Annotated in this window: 17 protein-coding genes; 6 read left to right on the plus strand and 11 right to left on the minus strand. The window is 38.3% G+C overall.

Going from position 1 to position 21,203, the window contains the following annotated elements; genetic code table 11:
* The first annotated feature begins 9 nt into the window (after nt 1–9).
* Nucleotides 10–585, plus strand: coding sequence for an NUDIX hydrolase (locus IAE19_RS10435; RefSeq protein ID WP_200460933.1), 576 nt, complete (start codon nt 10–12; stop codon nt 583–585).
* Between the two features lie 31 nt (nt 586–616).
* Here the strand turns inward: IAE19_RS10435 and IAE19_RS10440 are convergent, their stop codons facing one another.
* The 3 genes from IAE19_RS10440 to hpaI all read right to left on the minus strand — a co-directional run bounded on the left by IAE19_RS10440 (nt 617) and on the right by hpaI (nt 4,064).
* A complete protein-coding gene (locus tag IAE19_RS10440) occupies nt 617–1,423 on the minus strand; it encodes an IclR family transcriptional regulator (RefSeq protein ID WP_200460878.1) in 807 nt (268 codons plus the stop codon).
* Between the two features lie 221 nt (nt 1,424–1,644).
* A complete protein-coding gene (locus IAE19_RS10445; protein WP_200460879.1) occupies nt 1,645–2,976 on the minus strand; it encodes an MFS transporter in 1,332 nt (443 codons plus the stop codon).
* Between the two features lie 287 nt (nt 2,977–3,263).
* Nucleotides 3,264–4,064 (minus strand): 4-hydroxy-2-oxoheptanedioate aldolase, encoded by an 801-nt coding sequence (gene hpaI, locus IAE19_RS10450; protein ID WP_200460934.1) that lies wholly within the window; start codon nt 4,062–4,064, stop codon nt 3,264–3,266.
* A 443-nt stretch (nt 4,065–4,507) separates the two neighbouring features.
* Here hpaI and IAE19_RS10455 point away from each other — a divergent pair, with 443 nt between their 5' ends.
* Genes IAE19_RS10455 through IAE19_RS10465 form a run of 3 tightly spaced genes read left to right on the plus strand, consistent with a single transcriptional unit; the run spans nt 4,508 to nt 6,672 of the window.
* Nucleotides 4,508–5,680: a hypothetical protein gene (locus IAE19_RS10455; RefSeq protein WP_200460880.1), complete on the plus strand. Its 1,173-nt coding sequence runs from the start codon at nt 4,508–4,510 to the stop codon at nt 5,678–5,680.
* Nucleotides 5,681–5,691: 11 nt separating this feature from the next.
* Nucleotides 5,692–6,426: an SDR family NAD(P)-dependent oxidoreductase gene (locus IAE19_RS10460; RefSeq protein ID WP_200460881.1), complete on the plus strand. Its 735-nt coding sequence runs from the start codon at nt 5,692–5,694 to the stop codon at nt 6,424–6,426.
* A gap of 54 nt (nt 6,427–6,480) precedes the next feature.
* Nucleotides 6,481–6,672, plus strand: coding sequence for a type II toxin-antitoxin system Phd/YefM family antitoxin (locus IAE19_RS10465; RefSeq protein ID WP_200460882.1), 192 nt, complete (start codon nt 6,481–6,483; stop codon nt 6,670–6,672).
* A 1,447-nt stretch (nt 6,673–8,119) separates the two neighbouring features.
* Here the strand turns inward: IAE19_RS10465 and IAE19_RS10470 are convergent.
* The 8 genes from IAE19_RS10470 to IAE19_RS10505 form a co-directional block, all read right to left on the minus strand.
* On the minus strand, nt 8,120–8,644 hold the full coding sequence (locus IAE19_RS10470) for a glutamine amidotransferase-related protein (RefSeq protein WP_265092541.1): 525 nt from the start codon (nt 8,642–8,644) through the stop codon (nt 8,120–8,122).
* Nucleotides 8,645–8,868: 224 nt separating this feature from the next.
* Nucleotides 8,869–9,774: a DMT family transporter gene (locus IAE19_RS10475; protein WP_200460883.1), complete on the minus strand. Its 906-nt coding sequence runs from the start codon at nt 9,772–9,774 to the stop codon at nt 8,869–8,871.
* Between the two features lie 75 nt (nt 9,775–9,849).
* Nucleotides 9,850–11,022 carry a hypothetical protein gene (locus IAE19_RS10480; protein ID WP_200460884.1) on the minus strand — a complete coding sequence of 391 codons (1,173 nt, stop codon included), beginning with the start codon at nt 11,020–11,022 and terminating at the stop codon, nt 9,850–9,852.
* A 137-nt stretch (nt 11,023–11,159) separates the two neighbouring features.
* Nucleotides 11,160–12,872, minus strand: coding sequence for an electron transfer flavoprotein-ubiquinone oxidoreductase (locus IAE19_RS10485; protein ID WP_200460885.1), 1,713 nt, complete (start codon nt 12,870–12,872; stop codon nt 11,160–11,162).
* Nucleotides 12,873–13,071: 199 nt separating this feature from the next.
* Nucleotides 13,072–14,478, minus strand: coding sequence for an FAD-binding oxidoreductase (locus tag IAE19_RS10490; protein ID WP_200460886.1), 1,407 nt, complete (start codon nt 14,476–14,478; stop codon nt 13,072–13,074).
* Between the two features lie 123 nt (nt 14,479–14,601).
* On the minus strand, nt 14,602–16,053 hold the full coding sequence (locus IAE19_RS10495; protein ID WP_200460887.1) for an aldehyde dehydrogenase family protein: 1,452 nt from the start codon (nt 16,051–16,053) through the stop codon (nt 14,602–14,604).
* Entirely contained in the window at nt 16,041–17,024 is a 984-nt protein-coding gene (locus tag IAE19_RS10500) for an NAD(P)-dependent oxidoreductase (RefSeq protein WP_005257625.1), read from the minus strand. The genes IAE19_RS10495 and IAE19_RS10500 overlap by 13 nt, the downstream gene beginning before the upstream one ends.
* 41 nt (nt 17,025–17,065) lie before the next feature.
* Nucleotides 17,066–18,454, minus strand: a complete 1,389-nt coding sequence (locus IAE19_RS10505) for an NAD(P)/FAD-dependent oxidoreductase (protein ID WP_200460888.1) — start codon at nt 18,452–18,454, stop codon at nt 17,066–17,068.
* Nucleotides 18,455–18,870: 416 nt separating this feature from the next.
* Between IAE19_RS10505 and IAE19_RS10510 the strand changes: the two genes are divergently transcribed.
* Together IAE19_RS10510 and IAE19_RS10515 are read left to right on the plus strand one after the other, a co-directional pair.
* Nucleotides 18,871–19,926 (plus strand): proline racemase family protein, encoded by a 1,056-nt coding sequence (locus IAE19_RS10510; protein ID WP_005257627.1) that lies wholly within the window; start codon nt 18,871–18,873, stop codon nt 19,924–19,926.
* A gap of 198 nt (nt 19,927–20,124) precedes the next feature.
* Nucleotides 20,125–21,177, plus strand: a complete 1,053-nt coding sequence (locus tag IAE19_RS10515; RefSeq protein WP_227591677.1) for a GlxA family transcriptional regulator — start codon at nt 20,125–20,127, stop codon at nt 21,175–21,177.
* Nucleotides 21,178–21,203: the final 26 nt, after the last annotated feature.

Here is a 21,203-nt window from a genome sequence, read left to right on the forward strand (position 1 = left end):
AATATGGATATTCAATTTTGTAACCACTGTGGACAACTAACCACAGCACGTATTCCACTGGGAGATCACCAGATCCGACAGGTTTGTGAAGGATGCAATCAAGTTCACTATGTAAACCCTAAAGTGGTTTGTGGCGCTCTCGTCACTTGGGAAAACAAAGTTCTACTGTGCCGACGAGCAATTGAACCTCGCTATGGATATTGGACTTTGCCAGCAGGTTATATGGAACTGTTTGAAACCATGGAGCAAGGCGCTATAAGAGAAACATGGGAAGAGGCTGAAGCCAGCATCGATATTGAACAGCTTTTATGTATTTACGATTTTCCTGAAATTGGACACATTTATATGTTATTCAAAGCACAGTTAATAGAGGGGAAATTTGGTGTCGGTCCAGAAACATTAGAAACACGTCTTTTTTCCGAAGAAGAAATTCCGTGGTCGGAATTAGCATTTTCAAGTATTAGCCGAACACTCAAACATTACTTTGCTGATTGTAGAAAGGGCAAACTGGAGATCCTCATTGAAACTTTATCTTTGGATAAACCGATGATCCAGACCCAAAATGACAAAGTGACTCCTGCTTAACCCCATGCATTTGAACTTGTTTTCTTTTTAATTAAGCTTGTTCAATTTTTTCTACAATTTCTTTTGCAAGATTTTGAAGCTGGCTTACAATATGAACAATCGATTGTGACAAAATCCTTTGTTTTGGACCTGCTGCTGCTAAGACTCCAATCAACTTACCCGTATGATCACGTACAGCAATACCAACACCAAATAGACCATCTTCCAACTCGTCATCAATGATGGCAAACTCTTGAACTCGAACTTGTTGTAAATGACGAATAAACTCGCCACGATCCTTAATCGTTCGACTTGCTAAAGCAGGTAATTTTTCAGGCAATAAAGATTCAACTTTATCATCACTCAGTTCAGCCAAAATGACTTTTCCAGTTACACTGGCATGTAAAGGCAGATCTTGCTTAATTCCACTTTGTAAGGCATACCAACGAGACCCTGAAACTTCAAGAATAAGGTCAAAATCCCCTTCACCATTCACTACCGCATAACTGATTAACTCATTAAGATGATTAGCAAATTCCTGCACCATCGGCTGAATGAGATTGACAATTCCACTATGAGGATCAGCTAAACGTCCTAAACGAGCGATTTTCCAGCCGAGCATATATTTATTATCGTATCTTTCGACAAAGCCAGTCTGTTCGAGACTATAAAGTAAACGAAAAGTAGTGGGTCGAGACATATGCACGTCATGCGCTAGTTCGGTAACTGTAATGCCTTGAGGATATTGACCTAATTTGTTTAATATGACTGTTGCCTTAATCACTGATTTATTAATGAGTTCAGGAGTGCCCATTTCCTTATCATTGGAGTCTTCATTTAATTCAGTTTCTTCAGACATGGAACCTCACCATTTTCCTCAATATTATTTAAATACTAATGAAATTATAAATGGGCGTAATATAGCATAGAACCTTCATAATAGATGCACCCAACGCCCTTTGAACAGACTTATTGATCTAACTTATTAATTTTATATTTATTTTCTTACCTTATAGGAAATTTATAAAATACAAAAGCTGTCCTGTATGCAACAAGACAGCTTAAGGAGATGAATAAAATTTAGTGGAAAATTTCGCTGAGTTTTTTACCTTTAGTTTCAGGACAGAACAGATAAGCAATAACTGTTGCAAATAATGAAATCACAATCGTGGCCCAAATCACAACCTGCACGCCATAACCTGCAATAATACTTGGCACAAGGAAGGTTCCAATACAAGCAGTTACACGTGACATTGAGGTGCCAAAACCTGTACCGAGACTACTTACATCTTGTGTGAATACTTCGCCAGGATAAACAGCCAGAATGGTTCCAGTAATGGCATTTACAAATGAGAAAACCAGAAAACTAATCATGATAATGGTTGAACTACTGACAAAAGCAATCACCACTAAAGCCAATGTAGTCATCAGAAACGGGATAATCGACATTTTACGACGACCCACTTTTTCAATTAAGAATGCACAGGCAATCGTACCTGCAACCGCCAACATATTTAGAAATAAACCGCCCGCAAAGCCATCTTTAATTCCTAATTTTTCTAGCACAGTTGGAACGAAGAAACCAATTGCAAAATATGGAGTTGCTGAACCTACAAACATGGTCGTGAAAAAAAGTGTCCCTTTAATATTGCGGGATTTAAATAAATCCAGAAAACCCGCGTTGGCTTTACCTAAATCATGCTTTTGGTTTAAAACATCCTGCTGTTCTTCCTCACCCATATATTTAATGGCAATTGCATTGGCCTCATCCACACGCCCTTTGCTCATCAGCCAACGTGGTGATTCTGGTGTTCCCAAACGCATAATGAACACGATTAATGTCGGAATCGTACTTAGACCAAGAATAATGTTCCAGTGGGTATCCCAAAGTATAGTAAGGAAATAACCCATTGAATACGAAACTAAATATCCGACATACCATGCAATTTCAGTGATACATAAGAGCTTGCCACGGATACGTGCTGGAGCAAATTCTGCAAGTAAAGGCCAGCCAACAGCATATTCAATTCCAATCGCAGCACCCATCAAGAACCGTATCGCAAATAAAGTATAGGGATCTGAAACAAAAAATTGGGCAACCGAACATATTAGAAATAAAAACAAATCAAAAGTAAACATAGACTTACGGCCTATACGGTCAGAAAACCAACCTCCAATAGGGGCCCCAAAAAGTGTACCTAAAAGTGAGGCAGCACCAATAAGACCTTGCCAGCTAAGGGACAAACCTAAATCCTGAGTAATGGCAGGCATTACCATGCCGATATACCCAAGTACAAAACCATCAACAAACATACCACCAGCCATCAACCAAGTCAGTCTGGTGATAAAGCTTCCCTTTTTTGTTGACGTGCCCAAAACTCCTGTAGGGCGTATCGCTTTTTCCACGCGCATCTCCTTTGTAATTTCGGTTAACTCTTAAATCCATTTAACCGTTATTTTGACTCAGCTTAATATAAAACGTTCATATAGTGAATACAGTGTTCATAAATATTATTTGGTTTTATCAATAGAAATATTCGAAAGCTATATTTTTACCGATCAAATAAAATAATATTTTTTAAAAATAAAAGTTATATGAAATCGTTTTCATCACCACAGTATTTAAAAATGAATATATCCAGACTCATTTATTGAACCTTACGTTCAGTAAATAATGATTCACTAGATTCAGTGTTGACCTACTTTTTTAAGCAAGTAGAGGCCGATTGTGCTGTTTTAAACTTCCCTAATAACTGCTTCATAGAATCCATGAGTAAGCAGGTATCTACACCAATTCCAATAAACTCCACATCCAAGGCAATATATTTTTGGATAAGAGCTTCATCTGCCGTAAAAATACCTGCCGCTTTGTTTGCTTTATGAATCTTCTCGATCATCTCAACAATAATTTTTTGGATATTTTCATGTTCAGGCTGACCACGATATCCCAATTCTGCGGATAAATCGGCCGGCCCTATAAATATTCCGTCTACGCCATCGACTTTTAAAATTTCATCTAAATTCTCAAGCCCTTTTTTTGATTCGATCTGGAGCAAAATACAGATTTCTTGATCCGCAACATGAATATAATTAGGAATATTTGCCCAACGCGAGGCACGGGCTAACACCGCTCCTACCCCACGAATACCTTCTGGTGGATAGCGGGTTGCTTTAACCATTAATTCAGCTTGCTCAGCTGTTTCGATCATGGGAATCAATAAAGTCTGTGCCCCAATATCAAGAAGTTGTTTGATCAAAGCGACATCACCCGTTACTGGTCGAACAATCGGTTGACTTGGGTAAGCTGCAATACTTTGTAACTGAGTCAGAATCGTACGAATATTATTTGGTGCATGTTCGCCATCCACCAACAACCAGTCATAACCGGCATTCGCTGCAATCTCGGCACAATAGCCCTCTGCATCAGCTAGACCGATCCAGAGTCCCAATTGCTGCTGAGTCTTTAATCTTTTCTTAAAATAATTCGTTGTATCAACCATGATGACGTTCTCCTGATGAGTTGAATAAGTCATTATTCACAACCTATCAATGTTCAAAATTTAAATACAACGTTCATTTTTTTCAAGTGTTATTTTTAACCAATCCACAAAATAAAAAAAATTTATTAAATAACATATAGATATAAATTTAAAAAAAATAATAAAAAATGATAAATGCTATGGAGAAATTACAAATTAGATTATTTTTTATGATTTATTCAAAATATATATTCAAAAAATGAACATAATGATCTATATTTAAACACATTGCTTAATTGATATTTTTTAACTGATCTACAAATTTTTTGATATCTAAAGGAACAGCTGTTTGACTCATAGAAACATCTAATTTTTCATACTTAGATAGATAGTGAGAATAAAATTTATCCCACCCAGAAATAGGAAGTAATTTCTAAAAATATTCATCTCAACAAGGACATGTCATGAATAAATTTAAATCTCAAGCAGGAATCAGTTTATTTGCTTTTGGTGTAACGCTACCTGTATATGCCGCAATTACTTTTGGTGATCCTCAAATAGAGACTGGAGCGTTAACAGTGTCTGGAACTTTACGGGCAAATTATCAAGACAAAGATTATGGCGAATCTGCAACCGACCAGAAAATAAAGTTTGATGCCGCAATCCTTAGACTTGCTTATGAGTCTCCAGACTGGTTTGGCAAAGTTGAATACCGTTGTTATCAATACGATAAATTATGTGATTTTTCTACTCTAGTTTATGGGTACATAGGTTATCACTTCAATTCTACAAATAATCTTACTTTAGGATTACAAGCGATTCCTTTTGGACCAAGTCGTTTCTGGGACAGCAGTTTCTACGCAGGTATTAACAATACTATGGGCTTACAAGACGCTTTAAATTTAGGCGTGAATTATCATTTTGAATTACCTTCTGCCACCAAACTTGATTTAGCTTATTTCGTTACTGATGGCGGTAATTATCACGGTCAAACTGTAGATTCTGCACGTTACACAGCCAATGTTGTTCGATCATCCGATCCTCTCAAAACAGATTTACAAGAAAAAAATATGTGGATGATGAGAGTCGATCAGGATCTTCAATTTTTAAGTCGCGATGATTTAAACGTATCAGTCGGTGCAAGTTACTGGTATTCCGATATTGAAAATAAAAAAAATTCTAGTGACGGAAATAGGAACACATGGGCGCTATTTAATCGAATAAATTATAAAAATTTAAATGTGGTTATGACTGGAGGTAAACAAAAAATTAAGAATGGGGATGTAATTCGTCCTAATTCATCCACTTTAGGCTCATTTGATAGTGAATATGATATTGCCAATGAGGGGTATTTCTACACGGTCGATACAAGCTATGTATTTAAGAATGTGAGGAATTCGCTCAACATCACGCCATATCTGGTATTTAGTGGATTCAACAAAAAAGAAAAAGGTTTTAAAGATTCGCAACGCAACATCTTGGGAGTGGCATGGGACTATAAAAATATCTCTTTATATACCGAATACTTAATAAGTAAAAATGATCCTTTTGTAGGTGGTACGGCTAGCTCTCTGGCTGTAGGCGATGATGGAAAATGGAACAAACTTTTAAATTTGATGATGGTTTATAACTTTTAAAGGATTTTGAAATGACTCGTTTTGAAGGCAAAGTGGCTCTTGTAACAGGTGGGAGTACAGGTATTGGCAAGTCCATTTCCAAACGTTTAAGTGATGAAGGAGCGACTGTATTTACTGTACAGCGCAAAGAAGATCGCTCTTTTAATAATATCGTTGCGGATTTATCTAATCCCGTTATACCCGCCAAGGTGATTCGTGAAGTCATTCACCGTGCTGGTCGAATAGATCTGTTGATTAATAATGCAGGAGTAATGAAAGAGTTTTCAGTTGAAAATATGCCGCTACATGTCTGGCAGCATCATCTTAATTTAAATCTGACTGCCCCTTTCTTATTAATTCAAGAAGCCCTTCCATATTTAAGAAGTTCTCAGGGAAACATTATCAATATAGGCTCAATTGAGGGATTGGCAGCTAATCCATTACATACGGCGTATTGTTCAAGTAAAGCGGGACTTGCAGGTTTAACACGTGCCGTTGCGGTTGATCACGGACATGAAAATATTCGCTGTAATTTAATCGCACCAGGCTGGATTGATACTGAATTAAATACTGATTTTATCAATAATCAGCCAGATCCAGAAAATTTTCGGGATAAAGTTGGGAAAATTCATCCACTGGCTCGTACCGGTAGACCTGATGAAATTGCAAGTCTGGTTGCCTTTCTGGCTTCAGATGATGCTTCATTTATTACGGGTCAGACTTATGTGGTAGATGGAGGACGTATGGCTAAATTATCACTTCCTTAGCTCCAATAAACTTGGCCTTCTAAATTAGATCTTTTAATAAATTAAGGAAAATTCATGGAAAGTATGAATTATGCAAATGCTAAAGCCCAGCTATCACGACTAATGGATCAAGCTTTGAATGGTCTTCCTGTCGAAATTACCCGTAAAGACCGAGAACCTGTTATTTTAATTAGTAAAGCAGCATATGAAGCTTATAAAAAAGCTGATTTTGATAATAAGTTAATGATTGCCATGCAAGTTTACTAACCTATCTATACTTTTTTATTTTCTAGTTATTAAACTAATGAAAGAAGACTATGCAGAGTAAGAGAAACTTCTTTCTATTTATTGTATTTGCGAAGAGTGGGCCCCCACTCTTTTAGCTCAATATCATCCATTATTGTACTGACATATACCTAATATTCTTTAGATTGCAATCCTTCCTACTCACAGCCCTATCATTTAAGCTAAAAAACAACACGTATTCAATTTTCTAAAATAGTCTGAAGTTGTATAGCTTAATTCAAATTTTGATGAGGGTAAGTTGAGGGGTAAAAACACAGATAAAAAATAAGCCCTTGCAAAAACAAGGGCTTATTTAGATATTTGGCGGAAGCGGTGAGATTCGAACTCTCTAAATAACTTTTTAATAGATTCTATCTAGGTTTAATTCATTATTTATCAAACAATTAAAATCTAATAGAATCTTATAGATTTTATAATTTGTGCCAAATTTTGTGACAACGCCTTTTTTAAGTAATGATTTTTATAACAAGAATTTGGTGGAGATGGCGTCAGTTGAATCAAATAAATAACCATTTGTTTTGTTTAAACTTTATTTTCATACACTTCAAATTTACCCAATTTTGACCCTTTTCGAATATGTTGCATGTGAGTTAAATCAGATGCTTGTTGATGCGACTTTGGTTTTGATTCATCTATTTAAAACCCTTCAACAGTATCTAACTCTTTCTCAACTCCTATTCCAAAATTGGCATAACTATAGCTCTGTCGTGTTACATGATCTAAAGCCCACTGATAGAGTTGTATTGCGTTATTCTGCTCATCAATTTACTTGGTTGAGCTAATCGCCTCCTGCAAATTGATACTTTCTCATAAGGTTAATTCTACATAATAGATTGGAATGCAATAACTCTTCTAATGGACTACTTACAATCTTCTGAAATATTTGAGAAATAAAATATAAACACAACTTAAAATGCAATACTATAACATTACATTAAGTATTCGTTTATTTACTATGTTTTCCAAATTTTATCTAATATCTTCATGTTCATTACTGTCAAACTTTGTTTGGGCACAAACATCTGATTCGACGACGTCCCTTCCAACAATCGTCATACAAGCACAAAAAACAGATCAAGATGTCTTAACAACATCTGCATCAACTAAATTTACGCATGATGTACTTGATACCACTTCCAATCGTAGCTTTTTTCTCAGGAAGTTTTAAAACAGCAGGATGTACAACGTATAATTTAGGCAATCATTCTTAAAGCCTGTTGCAGTCCACGTTGCTTCATCATTGCACCTGCACCGAACTATGCCTAATCAAGTCTGTGGTCAATACTCATGGCACGAGGTTCGTGATCAATAAATTCAGTAATACTGCAAAGCAGACCATAAGCCGTGTCTTTCGCTAAACTTAACTTTGTTCAACATATTTTTAATGCATTTAAGATGCTAAAAATAATTAAAATTTGCTATCACATATTTCTCCAAACCTTTTCAAAATAGTTCTAGCTCTACTGGTAAAAGTTATATTCTTAAGTAAAGATAAAACATCTTTCCCTTCTTTCTGGATGACCTCTTTATATTCATTAATATAGAAATTCATCTCTACTTCAGAAAATTCAGGATGAAACTGTACACCCCATGTTCTATCTCCAATCCTGAAGGCATGATGTTTATCTAATTGCGAGGAAGCTAATAAAATTGCATTTAGCGGCAACTTTGAAACGGATTGCCAATGCACTGTATGAGCTGGGAAAGCAATAGGCAAGTGCTTAAACAATGGATCATTTTTAGAAACTAAACCTTGAGTAATAAGTACTGTACCGATTTCTACTCCATCTTGTCTGCTTTCCACTTTCCCTTCAAATGTATCTGCAAGTAATTGATGACCATAGCAAATACCTAAGATAGGCTTTTTTTGATTCATGGATTTAATTAACCAAGGTTTTAGACGTTCACTCCATTCTTCTTTATCTGTCACCATTGCACTAGATCCAGTTAAAATGATTCCTATAAATGAGGATGGTTCAGGAAGTATTGGTAATACTCTTAGCATCTATAACCTTGGTAGAATAATTTTTATTATCTATACCGTCCTGTATCCAGTCTTCGAAATCTCCTAGCTTTTTGCTCAATTCTGGAAAAGTAGAACCCAACTTCACAATTAAAATCTGCTTCGAATTTGATACCATATTCATTTCCTGAGCCCTATTCAGCTTTTACTAATAAAAAGATACATATGAAGATTAAAGTGAGCCCTAAATAGCCCATCAAAGATAGATGTTCTCCCACCACAAATATTGCCAATAATGTGGCAACAAATGGCTCAAATAGACTTAAAGTAATTGCTTTACTTGTTGCAATTTTCTTTAGTCCTACACTAAACAAAAAATATCCTAAAAACATGGGTATAACAGCTAGATAAACAGCTACTCCCCAATTAATCGAATAATTTAAAAGATTGCTACCTGTAAAAAATAAAGTAGGCAATAAAATGAGTGCACTTATTCCAAAAACAATTCCCATGGTTGCTCGAGCATCAATTCCATGACCTATCAGCTTCTTTGCAATCCAAGAGTATATTGCATATGTGATACCTGCGATTACACCCAAAAATATCCCAACAATTTGGTTGAACTGATCAGTTATTTGTTTATGCCCTCCATCTCCCAAAGTCAAAAATATTATCCCTATAATTCCTAAAATAAAGCTAATGAGCCATTTAACAGATAATTTTTTCTGATCACAGAAGTACTCTAACAAAGCAGCAAATAATGGAGCGCTTCCAATAGATATAACCGTTCCAATTGCAATTCCTGCTAAAGATAAAGAAGAATAAAAAGCCAAGGGATATGTTGTGGTCGCTATTACACCAATAAACAATATTTTTTTATGCTGCTTTAAAAGATGATTATTCTTTTTAATTAAAGAAATAGATATAAATGCGTGGATTAAGCCCCCAAATCCTAATGAAATTGTTCCAATGGCGATAGGACTTAAACCTTTTGAAAAAGATGCAACTGTTCCTGAAGTTCCCCATAAAAATGCGGCTAAAAGTATCGATAAAAAACTAATGCCATATGACCAGTCATAGTTTTTATTCATATTTGGCATTGTTAATCCTCCCCCAAAGTTGAAGAGAGATTTTTATAATTTAAAATCTCTCTTCTTTGGCAGATATAAGAGTTTTTAAAAGTTATAAACCAGCATCACATTTAAGAGTTTGTTCCACTTTCCATCATCACCTGCTGCAAGTGAGCTACCCGTTCCACCCACAAATGGGTCATTTTTACTCATTAAATATTCGGTATATAAAGAAACATTTTTGTAGTCCCATGCCACACCCACAATGTTGCGCTGTGAGTCATCAAAGCCTTGTTCTTTCTTGTTGAAACCACTAAACACTACATAGGGTGTGACGTTGAGTGAATCTTTTACATTCTTAAAGGTGTAGCTCGTGTCTACGGTGTAGAAATAACCCTTGTTGGCAATGTCGTATTCACTATCAAACGAACCAAAAGTAGAGCTTGTAGGGCTTACAGTATCTTTGTTACTCATCGACTGTCTTCCGCCTGTAAGCACCACATTCAGGTTTTTATAGTTGATACGATTAAACACAGCCCATGTGTTTCGATTGCCATCAGCAGATGTCTTTTTATTTTCAATATCTGAATACCAATAGCTTCCCCCAACCGATACTTTTAAATCATCTGTACTTAAAAACTTGAGGTCCTGATCAACACGAGCCATCCACATGTTTTTTTCATTGAGGTTGGTTTTAAGTGGATCAGATGAAGTGACTACATTAGCGGTATATCGTGCAGAGTCTTTACTTGTTCCGTGGTAGTTACCACCGTCAGTTGCAAAATAGGCTAAATCCACTTTGGTCGCAGTCGGCATTTCAAAGTGATAGTTCACACCCAAGTCCAGTGCGTCTTGCAGGCTCATGGTATTGTTAATACCCGCATAGAAGCTGCTATCCCAATAGCGACCCGGACCAAAAGGAATTGGTTGTAAACCGACCGTAATATTATCGGTCGCATTTAAACGGTAACCTGCATAGGCCTGTACAAGAGTCGAGAAATCACAAAATTTATCGTATTGATAACAACGATATTGGATCTTACCAAACCAGTCTGGTGACTCATAAGCTACATTTAAAATCGCTGCATCGAACTTAATTTTCTGGTCAGAAGCAGTCTCACCATAATCTTTATCTTGATAGTTGGCTCGTAAAGTTCCCGAAACTGTGACTGCCCCTAGTTCATTCTCTGGGTCACCGACAGTTACACCAGCAAAAACTGGAACTGAAAGACCCAAAGTAAAAAGACTAATACCTATATTTACATATACTTTTTTCATTGTTTCATCCATGTTAAGAACTAAATTTTTCCTTCATTCAGTGATTTATTTCCCATAAATCTGAATGTGTTTTTTAACCATAGCCCCCTTGGGGACTATGGTTACCTAAAAAATTAAAATGAAGAGTTGAGATAGCTCTACATATTTGGGTAGTTAGGACCACCACCACCTTCTGGCGCTACCCATGTGATGTTCTGAGACGGGTCTTTAATGTCACAAGTCTTACAGTGAACACAGTTCGCTGCGTTAATCTGAAAGCATTTAGAACCATCATCATTTTCCATAATCTCGTAAACACCAGCTGGGCAATAGCGCTGTGCAGGCTCGCCCCATTTAGGCAAATTGACATTAATAGGAATAGAATTGTTGATAAGCTTTAAATGAGCTGGCTGATTTTCTTCATGAACAGTGTTTGAGATAAACACAGAAGATAAACGGTCAAATGTAAGCTTGCCATCCGGTTTTGGATAGTTTGGTTTGAAGCTGGTTGCATCAACAGTTTTCAATGCAGCGAAGTCTTGCTTCAAGTCATGTAAAGTGAATGGCACTTTAAAGACGTTTTGGTCGATAAAGTTAAATGCTCCCCCCATCCATTGACCAAATTTATGCATTGCTGGACCAAAGTTACGAGAGCTGTAAAGCTCTTCTTTTAACCAGCTGTTGTTGAATTTGTCAGTATATGAAGTTAATTCTTTAGTGAATAAATCTTCGCTTTCAGTAACACGTGCAATGGCAAGGTCACCGCCTTTTTCTACGCCAGCAGCAATGGCTTCAAATACAGCTTCACCACATAACATGCCTGATTTCATGGCAGTGTGTGAGCCTTTGATTTTTGCAAAGTTTAAGAAACCTGCATCATCACCAATCAAGCAGCCGCCTGGGAAAGTCAATTTAGGCAATGAGTTGAAACCGCCTTTCACTACAGCACGTGCGCCATAAGAAATACGCTTACCACCTTCTAAAAACTGTTTAATCAGTGGGTGAGTTTTCCAGCGCTGCATTTCCATAAATGGATACATGTGTGGGTTTTCGTACGACAAGTCCACGATCATACCCAACGTGACTTGGTTGTTTTCAGCGTGGTATAACCACCAGCCACCAGATGAAGCTGTTTCAGCCAATGGCCAGCCAGCGCCGTGCATGACTAAGCCCGGCTTATGTTTTGCAGGGTCAATTTCCCAAAGCTCTTTAATCCCGATACCGTAGTGCTGTGGATCAACATTTTTATCGAGGTTGTATTTCGCAATGAGGCGTTTGCCTAAATGACCACGGCAACCTTCAGCAAAGAGGGTGTATTTAGCGTGAAGTTCATAGCCTGGAGTAAAGTTATGCGTTGGTTCGCCATCTTTACCAATACCCATGTCACCGGTTTGAATACCTTTTACAGTACCGTCTTCATGGTAAAGCATTTCAGATGCAGCAAAACCAGGGAAGATAGAAACTTCTAGTTCTTCAGCTTTTTGGCCTAACCAGCGAACCACGTTACCTAACGAAATAACGTAGTTACCATCATTGTGCATGGTTTTAGGAACCATCCAGTGAGGTACTTCTTTAGAAGTCGTGTCTGAAAGCAAGAAGAATGTTTTGTCTTCAGTTACAGGGATATCAAGAGGCGCGCCTTCCTCTTTCCACTTCGGGAAAAGTTCATTGATGGCACGTGGCTCAAGCACAGCACCAGACAAGATATGTGCACCTACTTCAGAGCCTTTTTCAACTACACACACAGAAAGATCGGGTAAGTTATTTTCAATCGCTAATTGACGGATCTTAATCGCAGCAGACAGACCAGCAGGTCCTGCACCTACGATGACAACGTCAAACTCCATCGATTCACGTTCGATGTGTTCCATATAATCTCCGATCAATCGGTTTGAATAGAACATTCCTTTTCACAGTCAAACCAATGATATTTAATAAAATTCATCTAGTTCTGCACTAAATTCAAGGTGCAAAAAACCTTTGGCCTTGATAAAAGCCAACATTTAACTAGATAAAAATTAAGTCACTAAAAAACGTTGAATATATTTCAACTCAATTCGAATACCCCTATTAGAAATCTAATAGTTTTCCAGGGTTCATAATCAAGTTGGGATCAAACACTTTTTTAAGTGCTTTCATATATTCAATTTCTTGCTCACTTCGACTAAATTCAAGATAAGGTTTCTTTGTCATACCGACCCCATGTTCAGCAGATATAGAACCATCGAATTTATTTACCACCTCAAAAACATATGAGTTAACGATTTCGCATTTTGCAAAGAAGTCTTCATTACTTAAATTTGCAGGCTTTAAGATATTTAAATGAAGATTTCCATCACCAATATGGCCAAACCAGCATGTTTCAAAATCTGGATAATTGTTTGCGACGATAGAATCAATTTCAGCAATAAAATCGGGTACATGGGTAATTAAAACGGAAATATCATTTTTATAAGGTGTAAATGCTGAGATAGATTCAGAAATATCTTCTCTTAAACGCCATAGATTTTGAGCTTGTTCTAGAGATTGGCTCATAACGCCATCCAAAACCCATCCCTGTTCCATACAATGCTCAAAAATTTGCATCGCTTTATCAATGACAGGCTCATAAGGCGCCTCAAATTCTAGTAATACATAGAAAGGACAAGACGTTTCAAATGGACGCTGTACTAGCCCATGATCTAGTACTTTCTGCACCGCCAAATCATTAAAAAATTCAAAGGCAGTTAAATCTATTTCCTTCCTAAAGGCATGCATAATTGGCATGACTGATTCAAAATCAGGCACTCCAAGTACCAATACTTGTAAATCTTGCGGTTGGCGATCAAGACGAATTTCAGCTTCCGTTACAATGCCCAGCGTCCCTTCACCACCAATAAATAAATGATGTAAAGCATAGCCTGTAGCATTCTTGATCATGCCTTTATTTAACCGAAGAATATCACCTTTTCCAGTAACAACTGTAAGACCTAATATCCAATTACGCGTCATACCATATTTAATAACTTTGATTCCACCAGCATTGGTTGCAATATTTCCACCCAGTTGGCTTGAACCTGCTGAAGCAAAATCTACTGGGTAATACATACCCTGCTCTTCTGCATAATCTTGCAATTGTTCTGTCACTACACCAGCTTGAATGCGGACCATTCTATCAGCTGGGAAAAACTCCAAAATCTGGTTCATTTTGTCCAGACTTATTACTATCTCCCCATTATGAGCAACCGCACCTGCCGATAACCCGGTCCGACCACCAGACGGGGTTATCGCAATTCCATGATGGTTAGCAAGCTTAACAATTGCCTGTACCTGTTCTGTTGATGAAGGAAATACAATCGCCGAGGCATGTGGAGCAAAATATTTCGTATGATCTTTACCCCAATTTTCTAGGCTATCCGCATCAGTTTTTACGCGGTTTTCACCAACAATATTTTTTAATGCATCAAGTACATCTGGAGATAATAAAAAGCTATTCATCCTAAATCGCCTCTGAGATAGTCATGGTATTCATTCGAGTCCAACGCTAAGCTGAAACACTTAGTTTTGGTGACTTCTTATTCAGAGCTCAAAGGAGTTGAATAAGAAGTTTCGTTCACTGCTCTATGCAAGTTGATATGTTGTTTTAACTTTGGTGAAAAACTGTCTTGCATAAGTACCTTGTTCACGAGGACCTAGACTTGAGCCTTTATTTCCACCAAAAGCGACATGGTAATCAACGCCTGCTGTGGCCAAGTTAACCATCACCATACCTGCGGATGAACGGCGTTTAAAATCTTCAGCATATTTCAATGAAGTTGTGACGATACCCGCCGACAAACCAAATGGTGTATCTTCTGCTGCGGCAAAAGCTGCTTCATAATTCTCAACTTTCAACACACACAATACTGGACCGAAAATTTCTTCACGATAAATTCGCATTTCCGGTGTCACATCGGTAAATATTGCCGGGGTAAAATAAAAGCCACCTTCTTCACTTTGAAGATGTTCACCACCACAAAGTAACGTTGCACCTTCATCCAAACCTGCTTGTACATAAGTGAGATTTTGTTTGAGCTGTTTAGAATCAACAACTGGACCAATATCAGTTTCTGCTTTTGCAGCATTGCCAATCTTTAATGAACGAGTCTTTTCTTCTAAACGTTTAATGAATGACTCATAGATTCTGGCAGTAACTATTACACGTGAACTTGCTGTACAACGTTGACCGGTTGAGAAAAATGAACCTTGTAATGCGACATCTACTGCTGTGTCTAAATCTGCATCATCTAGTACAACTAAAGGATTTTTTCCACCCATTTCAAGTTGAACACGGACCAAACGCGAAGCTGCAATTTCAGCGACTTGTCGTCCTGTACCTTCAGAACCCGTAAAAGTAATCGCATTTACATCTGGCGAACGAATAATGGTATCGCCAACTTTACGACCTGGTCCAATTAGCATGTTAAATACACCAGCAGGTAAACCAGAACGAGAAATAATTTCTGCTAAAGCCCAGGCAGATGAGGGTACAAGCTCTGCAGGCTTAAACACGACTGTATTTCCAAAACATAATGCAGGAGCTATTTTCCATGCAGGAATCGCAATTGGGAAATTCCACGGACTAATAATTCCCACCACTCCAACCGCTTGGGTATAAACATCAATACCCACCTGATCACGTACTGAGTTATATTTTTCACCCACCGCACGTAATGCTTCTTGTGCGTAGAACTTAAAAGAACGCCCTGCTCGATCAACTTCACCTAATGCTTCTTTAAAGATTTTTCCTTCTTCTAAAGACAGCAATTTAGCGAGTTCTTCTCGGCGTTCTAAAATTTCAGTACCAATACGATCAAGTACATCTGCACGTAATTGAGGATTGCTATTGGCCCATTCTTTACCGGCTGCTTTTGCCGCAGCAATTGCCTGCTGAGTTAAAGCTTCATCTGCACGGGCAAAACGATCAACAATTTCACTCGGATTAGATGGATTAATATTTTCCAGAATATCTTCTGTACCTTGGTAAACAACGAATTCGCCATTTACATAACTGGTCTTCATTACGCTTGACATAATTCTTCCTTTTTCACGACAGAAGCAGGTGTTTTTCCTTGAGCAAAATCAATAATATTTTGCACGGTACGATTAATGAGTGTCTGCATGGCATCTTCACTGCTCCATGCAACATGCGGATTTAAAATAAAATTTGGATAATCGATAATCTGGAATAACGGATCATGAGGCTGAATCGGCTCTTCTACTGAACCATCTAGTGCAGCGCCACCAATACGGTTATTTTGAATCGCTTCAATCAATGCGGGTTCATTGACAATGCCACCACGAGCCGCATTAATCAGGATTGCATCCGATTTCATCAGGGCAATTTCAGCCGCCCCAATTAAGTCTTTGGTTTCTTTGGTCAGTGGACAACATAAAGACACCACATCACTCTCAGATAAAATCTCTTCAAAACTAAAGAATTCATTTCCTTGGTATTTGCCATTTCGGTCAAAGAAACGCACTTTCATTCCAACGGCGGTGGCTAACTCAGCAAGGCGTTTAGCGATGGTGCCATGCCCAATAATGCCTAGAACCTGACCACGAACATCCCGAATTCGATAATCAAAATAAATGTTACGTGGCTCTGTCTCACCTTTTGACACTTTACTCAACAACTGGTGATAACTTGATGTTTGGCGATTGAGTGAAAAAATCATCGCTATAATATGTTCAGCAACTGTATTTTGGGCATAGCCAGGCACATTGGTGACCATAATGCCGTGCTCATGACAATAATCCAGATCGACTCCATCTGTGCCTGTCAGAGCAATCGAAATCATTTTTAACTTTGGTAATTGTGCTAAATGTTCTTTACGTAATGGCACACTACATGTCATCACAATCGTTGCATCTTTTAAGCGTTCAACCACTTGTTCAGGTTGCGTATAAGGGTAACTTGCCCAAGTATGTGGAAATGGAAACTCTGGTAATTTTACCGTTGGCCCAATGCCTTCATTATCTAAAAAAACAATATGATGCTTCATCTTTCTCATCCATTCCTGATGTATTTATAAGTTACCGATGCTTACTTTTTCTTAGGTGCATAACCTGCTGGTGCCAAACTCACTAAAAAGTTAGTGATGGGGCCAGCATCCCGATCCTGATCTTCCAGTGATTCTTTTCTGACTAAGGCATCACGAACCCAATGTGCGCCGATATAACAGAATGGCTCAGGTGGTAATAACTTCATTTTTTGCTCCACCAGCCCGCAATTTGCCCATTCATCATTGGCATCTTCCACCAAGGATTTAATAATGCGGCTGGCAAATACTGTTGTACCCACGCCATTTCCTGAGAAACCAATACCAAAAATAATATTTTTATGCCCACCTAAATGACCAAAGTTAGGCAAGCCTTTCATTGCTCTATCCAGCGGGCCAGTCCAGCTACTGATAACAGGTACATCTTCTAATTCTGGATAAAAAGAACGCATTTCAGCTTCTACACCTGCCGCAGCTGGTGACGGTTTTTCATACAGATCACCAATTTTTCCGCCAAAAGCAAATTCACCTAATGGCTTGCCAAAAATGATGCGGCCTTGTGGGGTATTGCGCCAATAGTTCAAAATGGTGCGCGAGTCCATGACACATTCTCCACCACTAAAACCAAGTTGATCCAGACGCTGTTTGGCGGGTGCAGTCGCGACCATATCACTCGACATCACCATGATCATGCGACGCAGTTCAGGAAATTGAGCGCCCCATGCATTCATTGCAATCACAACTTTTTTTGCCTGCACTTGCCCTTTTTCAGTGTGAACAACTGGAGCTTCACTACGTTCTAGACGTGTCATTGGTGTTTTTTCGTAGATAATGACACCGAGCTCGATTGCGACACGACGCAAACCACGTGCCAAAAATGCGGGTTGGATTGTGGCTGCATTGGAGTCAAACACTCCTCCTAACATGCGCTTAGAACCTGAACGGCGCTGGGCTTCCTCTTTAGAGACCACTTTAAAGGGATTTACATTATATTTTTCAAGTTCACGGGTTAAACCGAGCCATGAATCCATTTGTCGTTTGTTACTGGCAGTCCATAGCAAACCATCTTTACGAAACTGTGCATCAATCTGATGTTCACGGCAAAACTCACCCATTTCATCAATTGCAGAATCTGCCGCCTCACAAATACGACGCGCTTCTTTTTCACCGCAAATTTCAACTAAAGATAAATATTTAGGCCACCAGTTATTTACGAAACCACCATTACGACCACTTGCGCCAGAGCCACAGCGGTCTTGTTCAACGATGACAATTTTCATGGCTGGGTTGGCTTTTTTGAGTCGAATTGCCGACCATAGTCCTAAATAACCGCCACCAATAATACAAACATCGGCTTTAACAGTTCCTTGTAAGGCCGGAGAAAGTGCACTTTCACGATCTAACGCCTCTGCATACCAAAATCCACGGTACATAATTTGCCTCTTTGAAATTCGTTTTCCTGTATAAGATTCTGGACATGAACTGCATTCAGCGATATGAAGAAAATGACAATAATTAGAACGTTGTGGCAGACTTATTTTTTTTATTTTTGTTGGAATACTTATAAAAACATCATATAGATGAAACAATTATATCAATTGAATATTTATAAGTTGATTTATTTGATGAATTTTATTTTTCATCATTCATAAAAAGATTTTAAATGATTACAGACTAAAGAATCAGCATAATGTCCTAAATCTTCTAGTAAAAGACCGAATACCACTATTCCTTAAAACCAGCAAAAGCATATCTTATGAAGAGTAATGGAGTTATGACTTTCAGAGCTTGTGAAAAATAGATGCATGTTCATTCAACACATCTCGAATAAATTCAAAGGAAGACGAAAATGGCATTTAAAAGAACGTTTCACGCGGTAGATACCCATGCTGGCGAGCCAATGCGGGTGGTCACAGGCGGTGTTCCCCATATTCCAGGCAATACAGTTTACGAAAAGATGTGTTGGTTACGTGATAACGATGACCAGTTCCGCAAATTGATGCTACGTGAACCACGTGGTTACCCTCCTCTCTGCTGTAATGTTATCGTCCCGCCGTGTCATCCCGATGCCGATGCTGGCTATATCATTATGGAACAAGTGGAATATCCGGTAATGTCTGGTGGAAATACCATTTCAGTCGCCACAGTATTACTTGAAATGGGGATGTTACCCATGAAAGAACCTGTAACCGAATTAATTCTTGAAGCACCTGCCGGTCTTATCAAGATCACTGCTGAATGTAGAGATGGCAAAGTCAAGAATGTCACGTTCAAAAATGTTCCTGCTTTCGCAGCTTATCTGGATGCAGAAATTGATGTACCGCATTTAGGTAAAGTGACTGTAGATGTTGGCTGGGGTGGCATGTTTTATGTGATTGCCGATGTTAGACAGTTCCCGCATATTCAGCTAAAACCTGAACATGGCGCTGAAATTGCCCGTATTTCTGCGATGATTCGTCAGGCGGCTATTGAACAGTTGCCTGTCGCCCATCCAGATTACCCAGGGGTCGGAATTACCATTTCACAACTTTCAGGCCCAACAGATAGCCCCGATGCAGACTGGAAAAATGCAGTAACTGTGGCTTCTGGTGATTTAAGTTGGGACGATCCGCAAACTTGGACAGGCGCTATCGATCGTTGTCCATGTGGTACAGGTACTTGTGCAAAAATGGCAATTTTACATGCAAAAGGCCAATTAAAACTCAATGAGGATTTCCGTCATCAAGGTATTCTTGGCAATGTATTTACAGGCCGATTAGTTGAAGAAACCATGATTGGCGATAAAAAAGCAGTTGTTCCAACAATTACAGGCACCAGTTGGATTTATGGATTAAATACTTATGTATTAGATCCTGATGATCCATTTACAGAAGGTTTTACTGTAGGTGACATCTGGGCCGAATAAGACCTGATTCTGACTTAGAAATGCTTTAACTAGAGATTAAGAAATCACGCTTAATCTCTAGTTTTATTTATAAAAAACAATATATTATGTGTTTATTTTAAAATAATTTTACTTCGTTTTTATAAAAAAGAAATATATAATAAAACGGACAGTCTCTAACTGTTAAACACTGCTCTTATGGAACTTGACGGTGACAATATGAAAAATGCAACTGCCCATGCCTATGAAGAAATTATCGATCCTGAAGAAAGCTTAACCCCAATTAGTCCAGATATGCGGGTTGCTTTTATTCTGATGAATAAATTTACGCTAGCGCCAGTTACAGGTCTGGTTGAATCATTAAGATTTGCGGCGGATAAATCCTTCCGTAGTTTGCAAATTTATTGTAAATGGGATTGGATGACTTACAATAATATTTCTGTGAGCGCCAGTTGTGGGTTAACTATTCAGCCGACGACAGACTTCAATTTAGAAAACCTGAAAAAGAATTATGACTACGTTGTGCTTGCGGGTGGTTTATTGAGTGAAACACGAGAGCCGCAGCAAGGTTTACTGGATGCTCTTAAAGAAATCCATGAGCAAAAAATTCCAATTATTGCGCTCTGCTCTGCATGTTTTGTATTAGGAAAAGCAGGTATTCTCAATCATCATAAGTGTGCAGTACACTTCACGATTCGGGATGAATTTGTTCAGCGTTTTCCTGATGCGATTGCATTGGTAGACAAAACCTATGTTGAAGATCGGGGGATTTTTACCTGTCCAGGTGGTACTGCGATTGATTTGGCGGCCAATCTTATTCGTCAACACTGTGGCGATGTTCGGGCACAAAAAGGACTAGAATATCTGTTGATTAATGGAGAAAAACCACCAAAAACCAAAGTAGTTCCTGAAATTGAAAAACCAGATACCTATGAGAATATTACGGTCTCTCGAGCCATTGCTTTTATGAGTGAAAACCTGAGTGCACATGTAACGCTAAAAGAAGTTGCTGATCACGCCAAAACCAATCCACGTCAATTGCATCGGGTTTTTATTGCCAACACCAATGAACCTCCAGCTAACTATTGGCGTCGACTGCGTTTAGAACATGCACGAAAACTCTTGGCAAATACCAGTGCTTATGTCACCACTATTGCCTTAGAGTGTGGTTTTTCAGATGCTTCACATTTTATCTTATGGTTTAAAAAGCAGTATGGAGAAACACCTTTTGCATATAGAAAAAGAAGACATGTGGTTGAAAAAATAAATTAACGAGTGGGAACAGCTCGAATGTTCCC

The organism is Acinetobacter sp. S40 (assembly GCF_016624705.1).
Taxonomy (GTDB): domain Bacteria; phylum Pseudomonadota; class Gammaproteobacteria; order Pseudomonadales; family Moraxellaceae; genus Acinetobacter.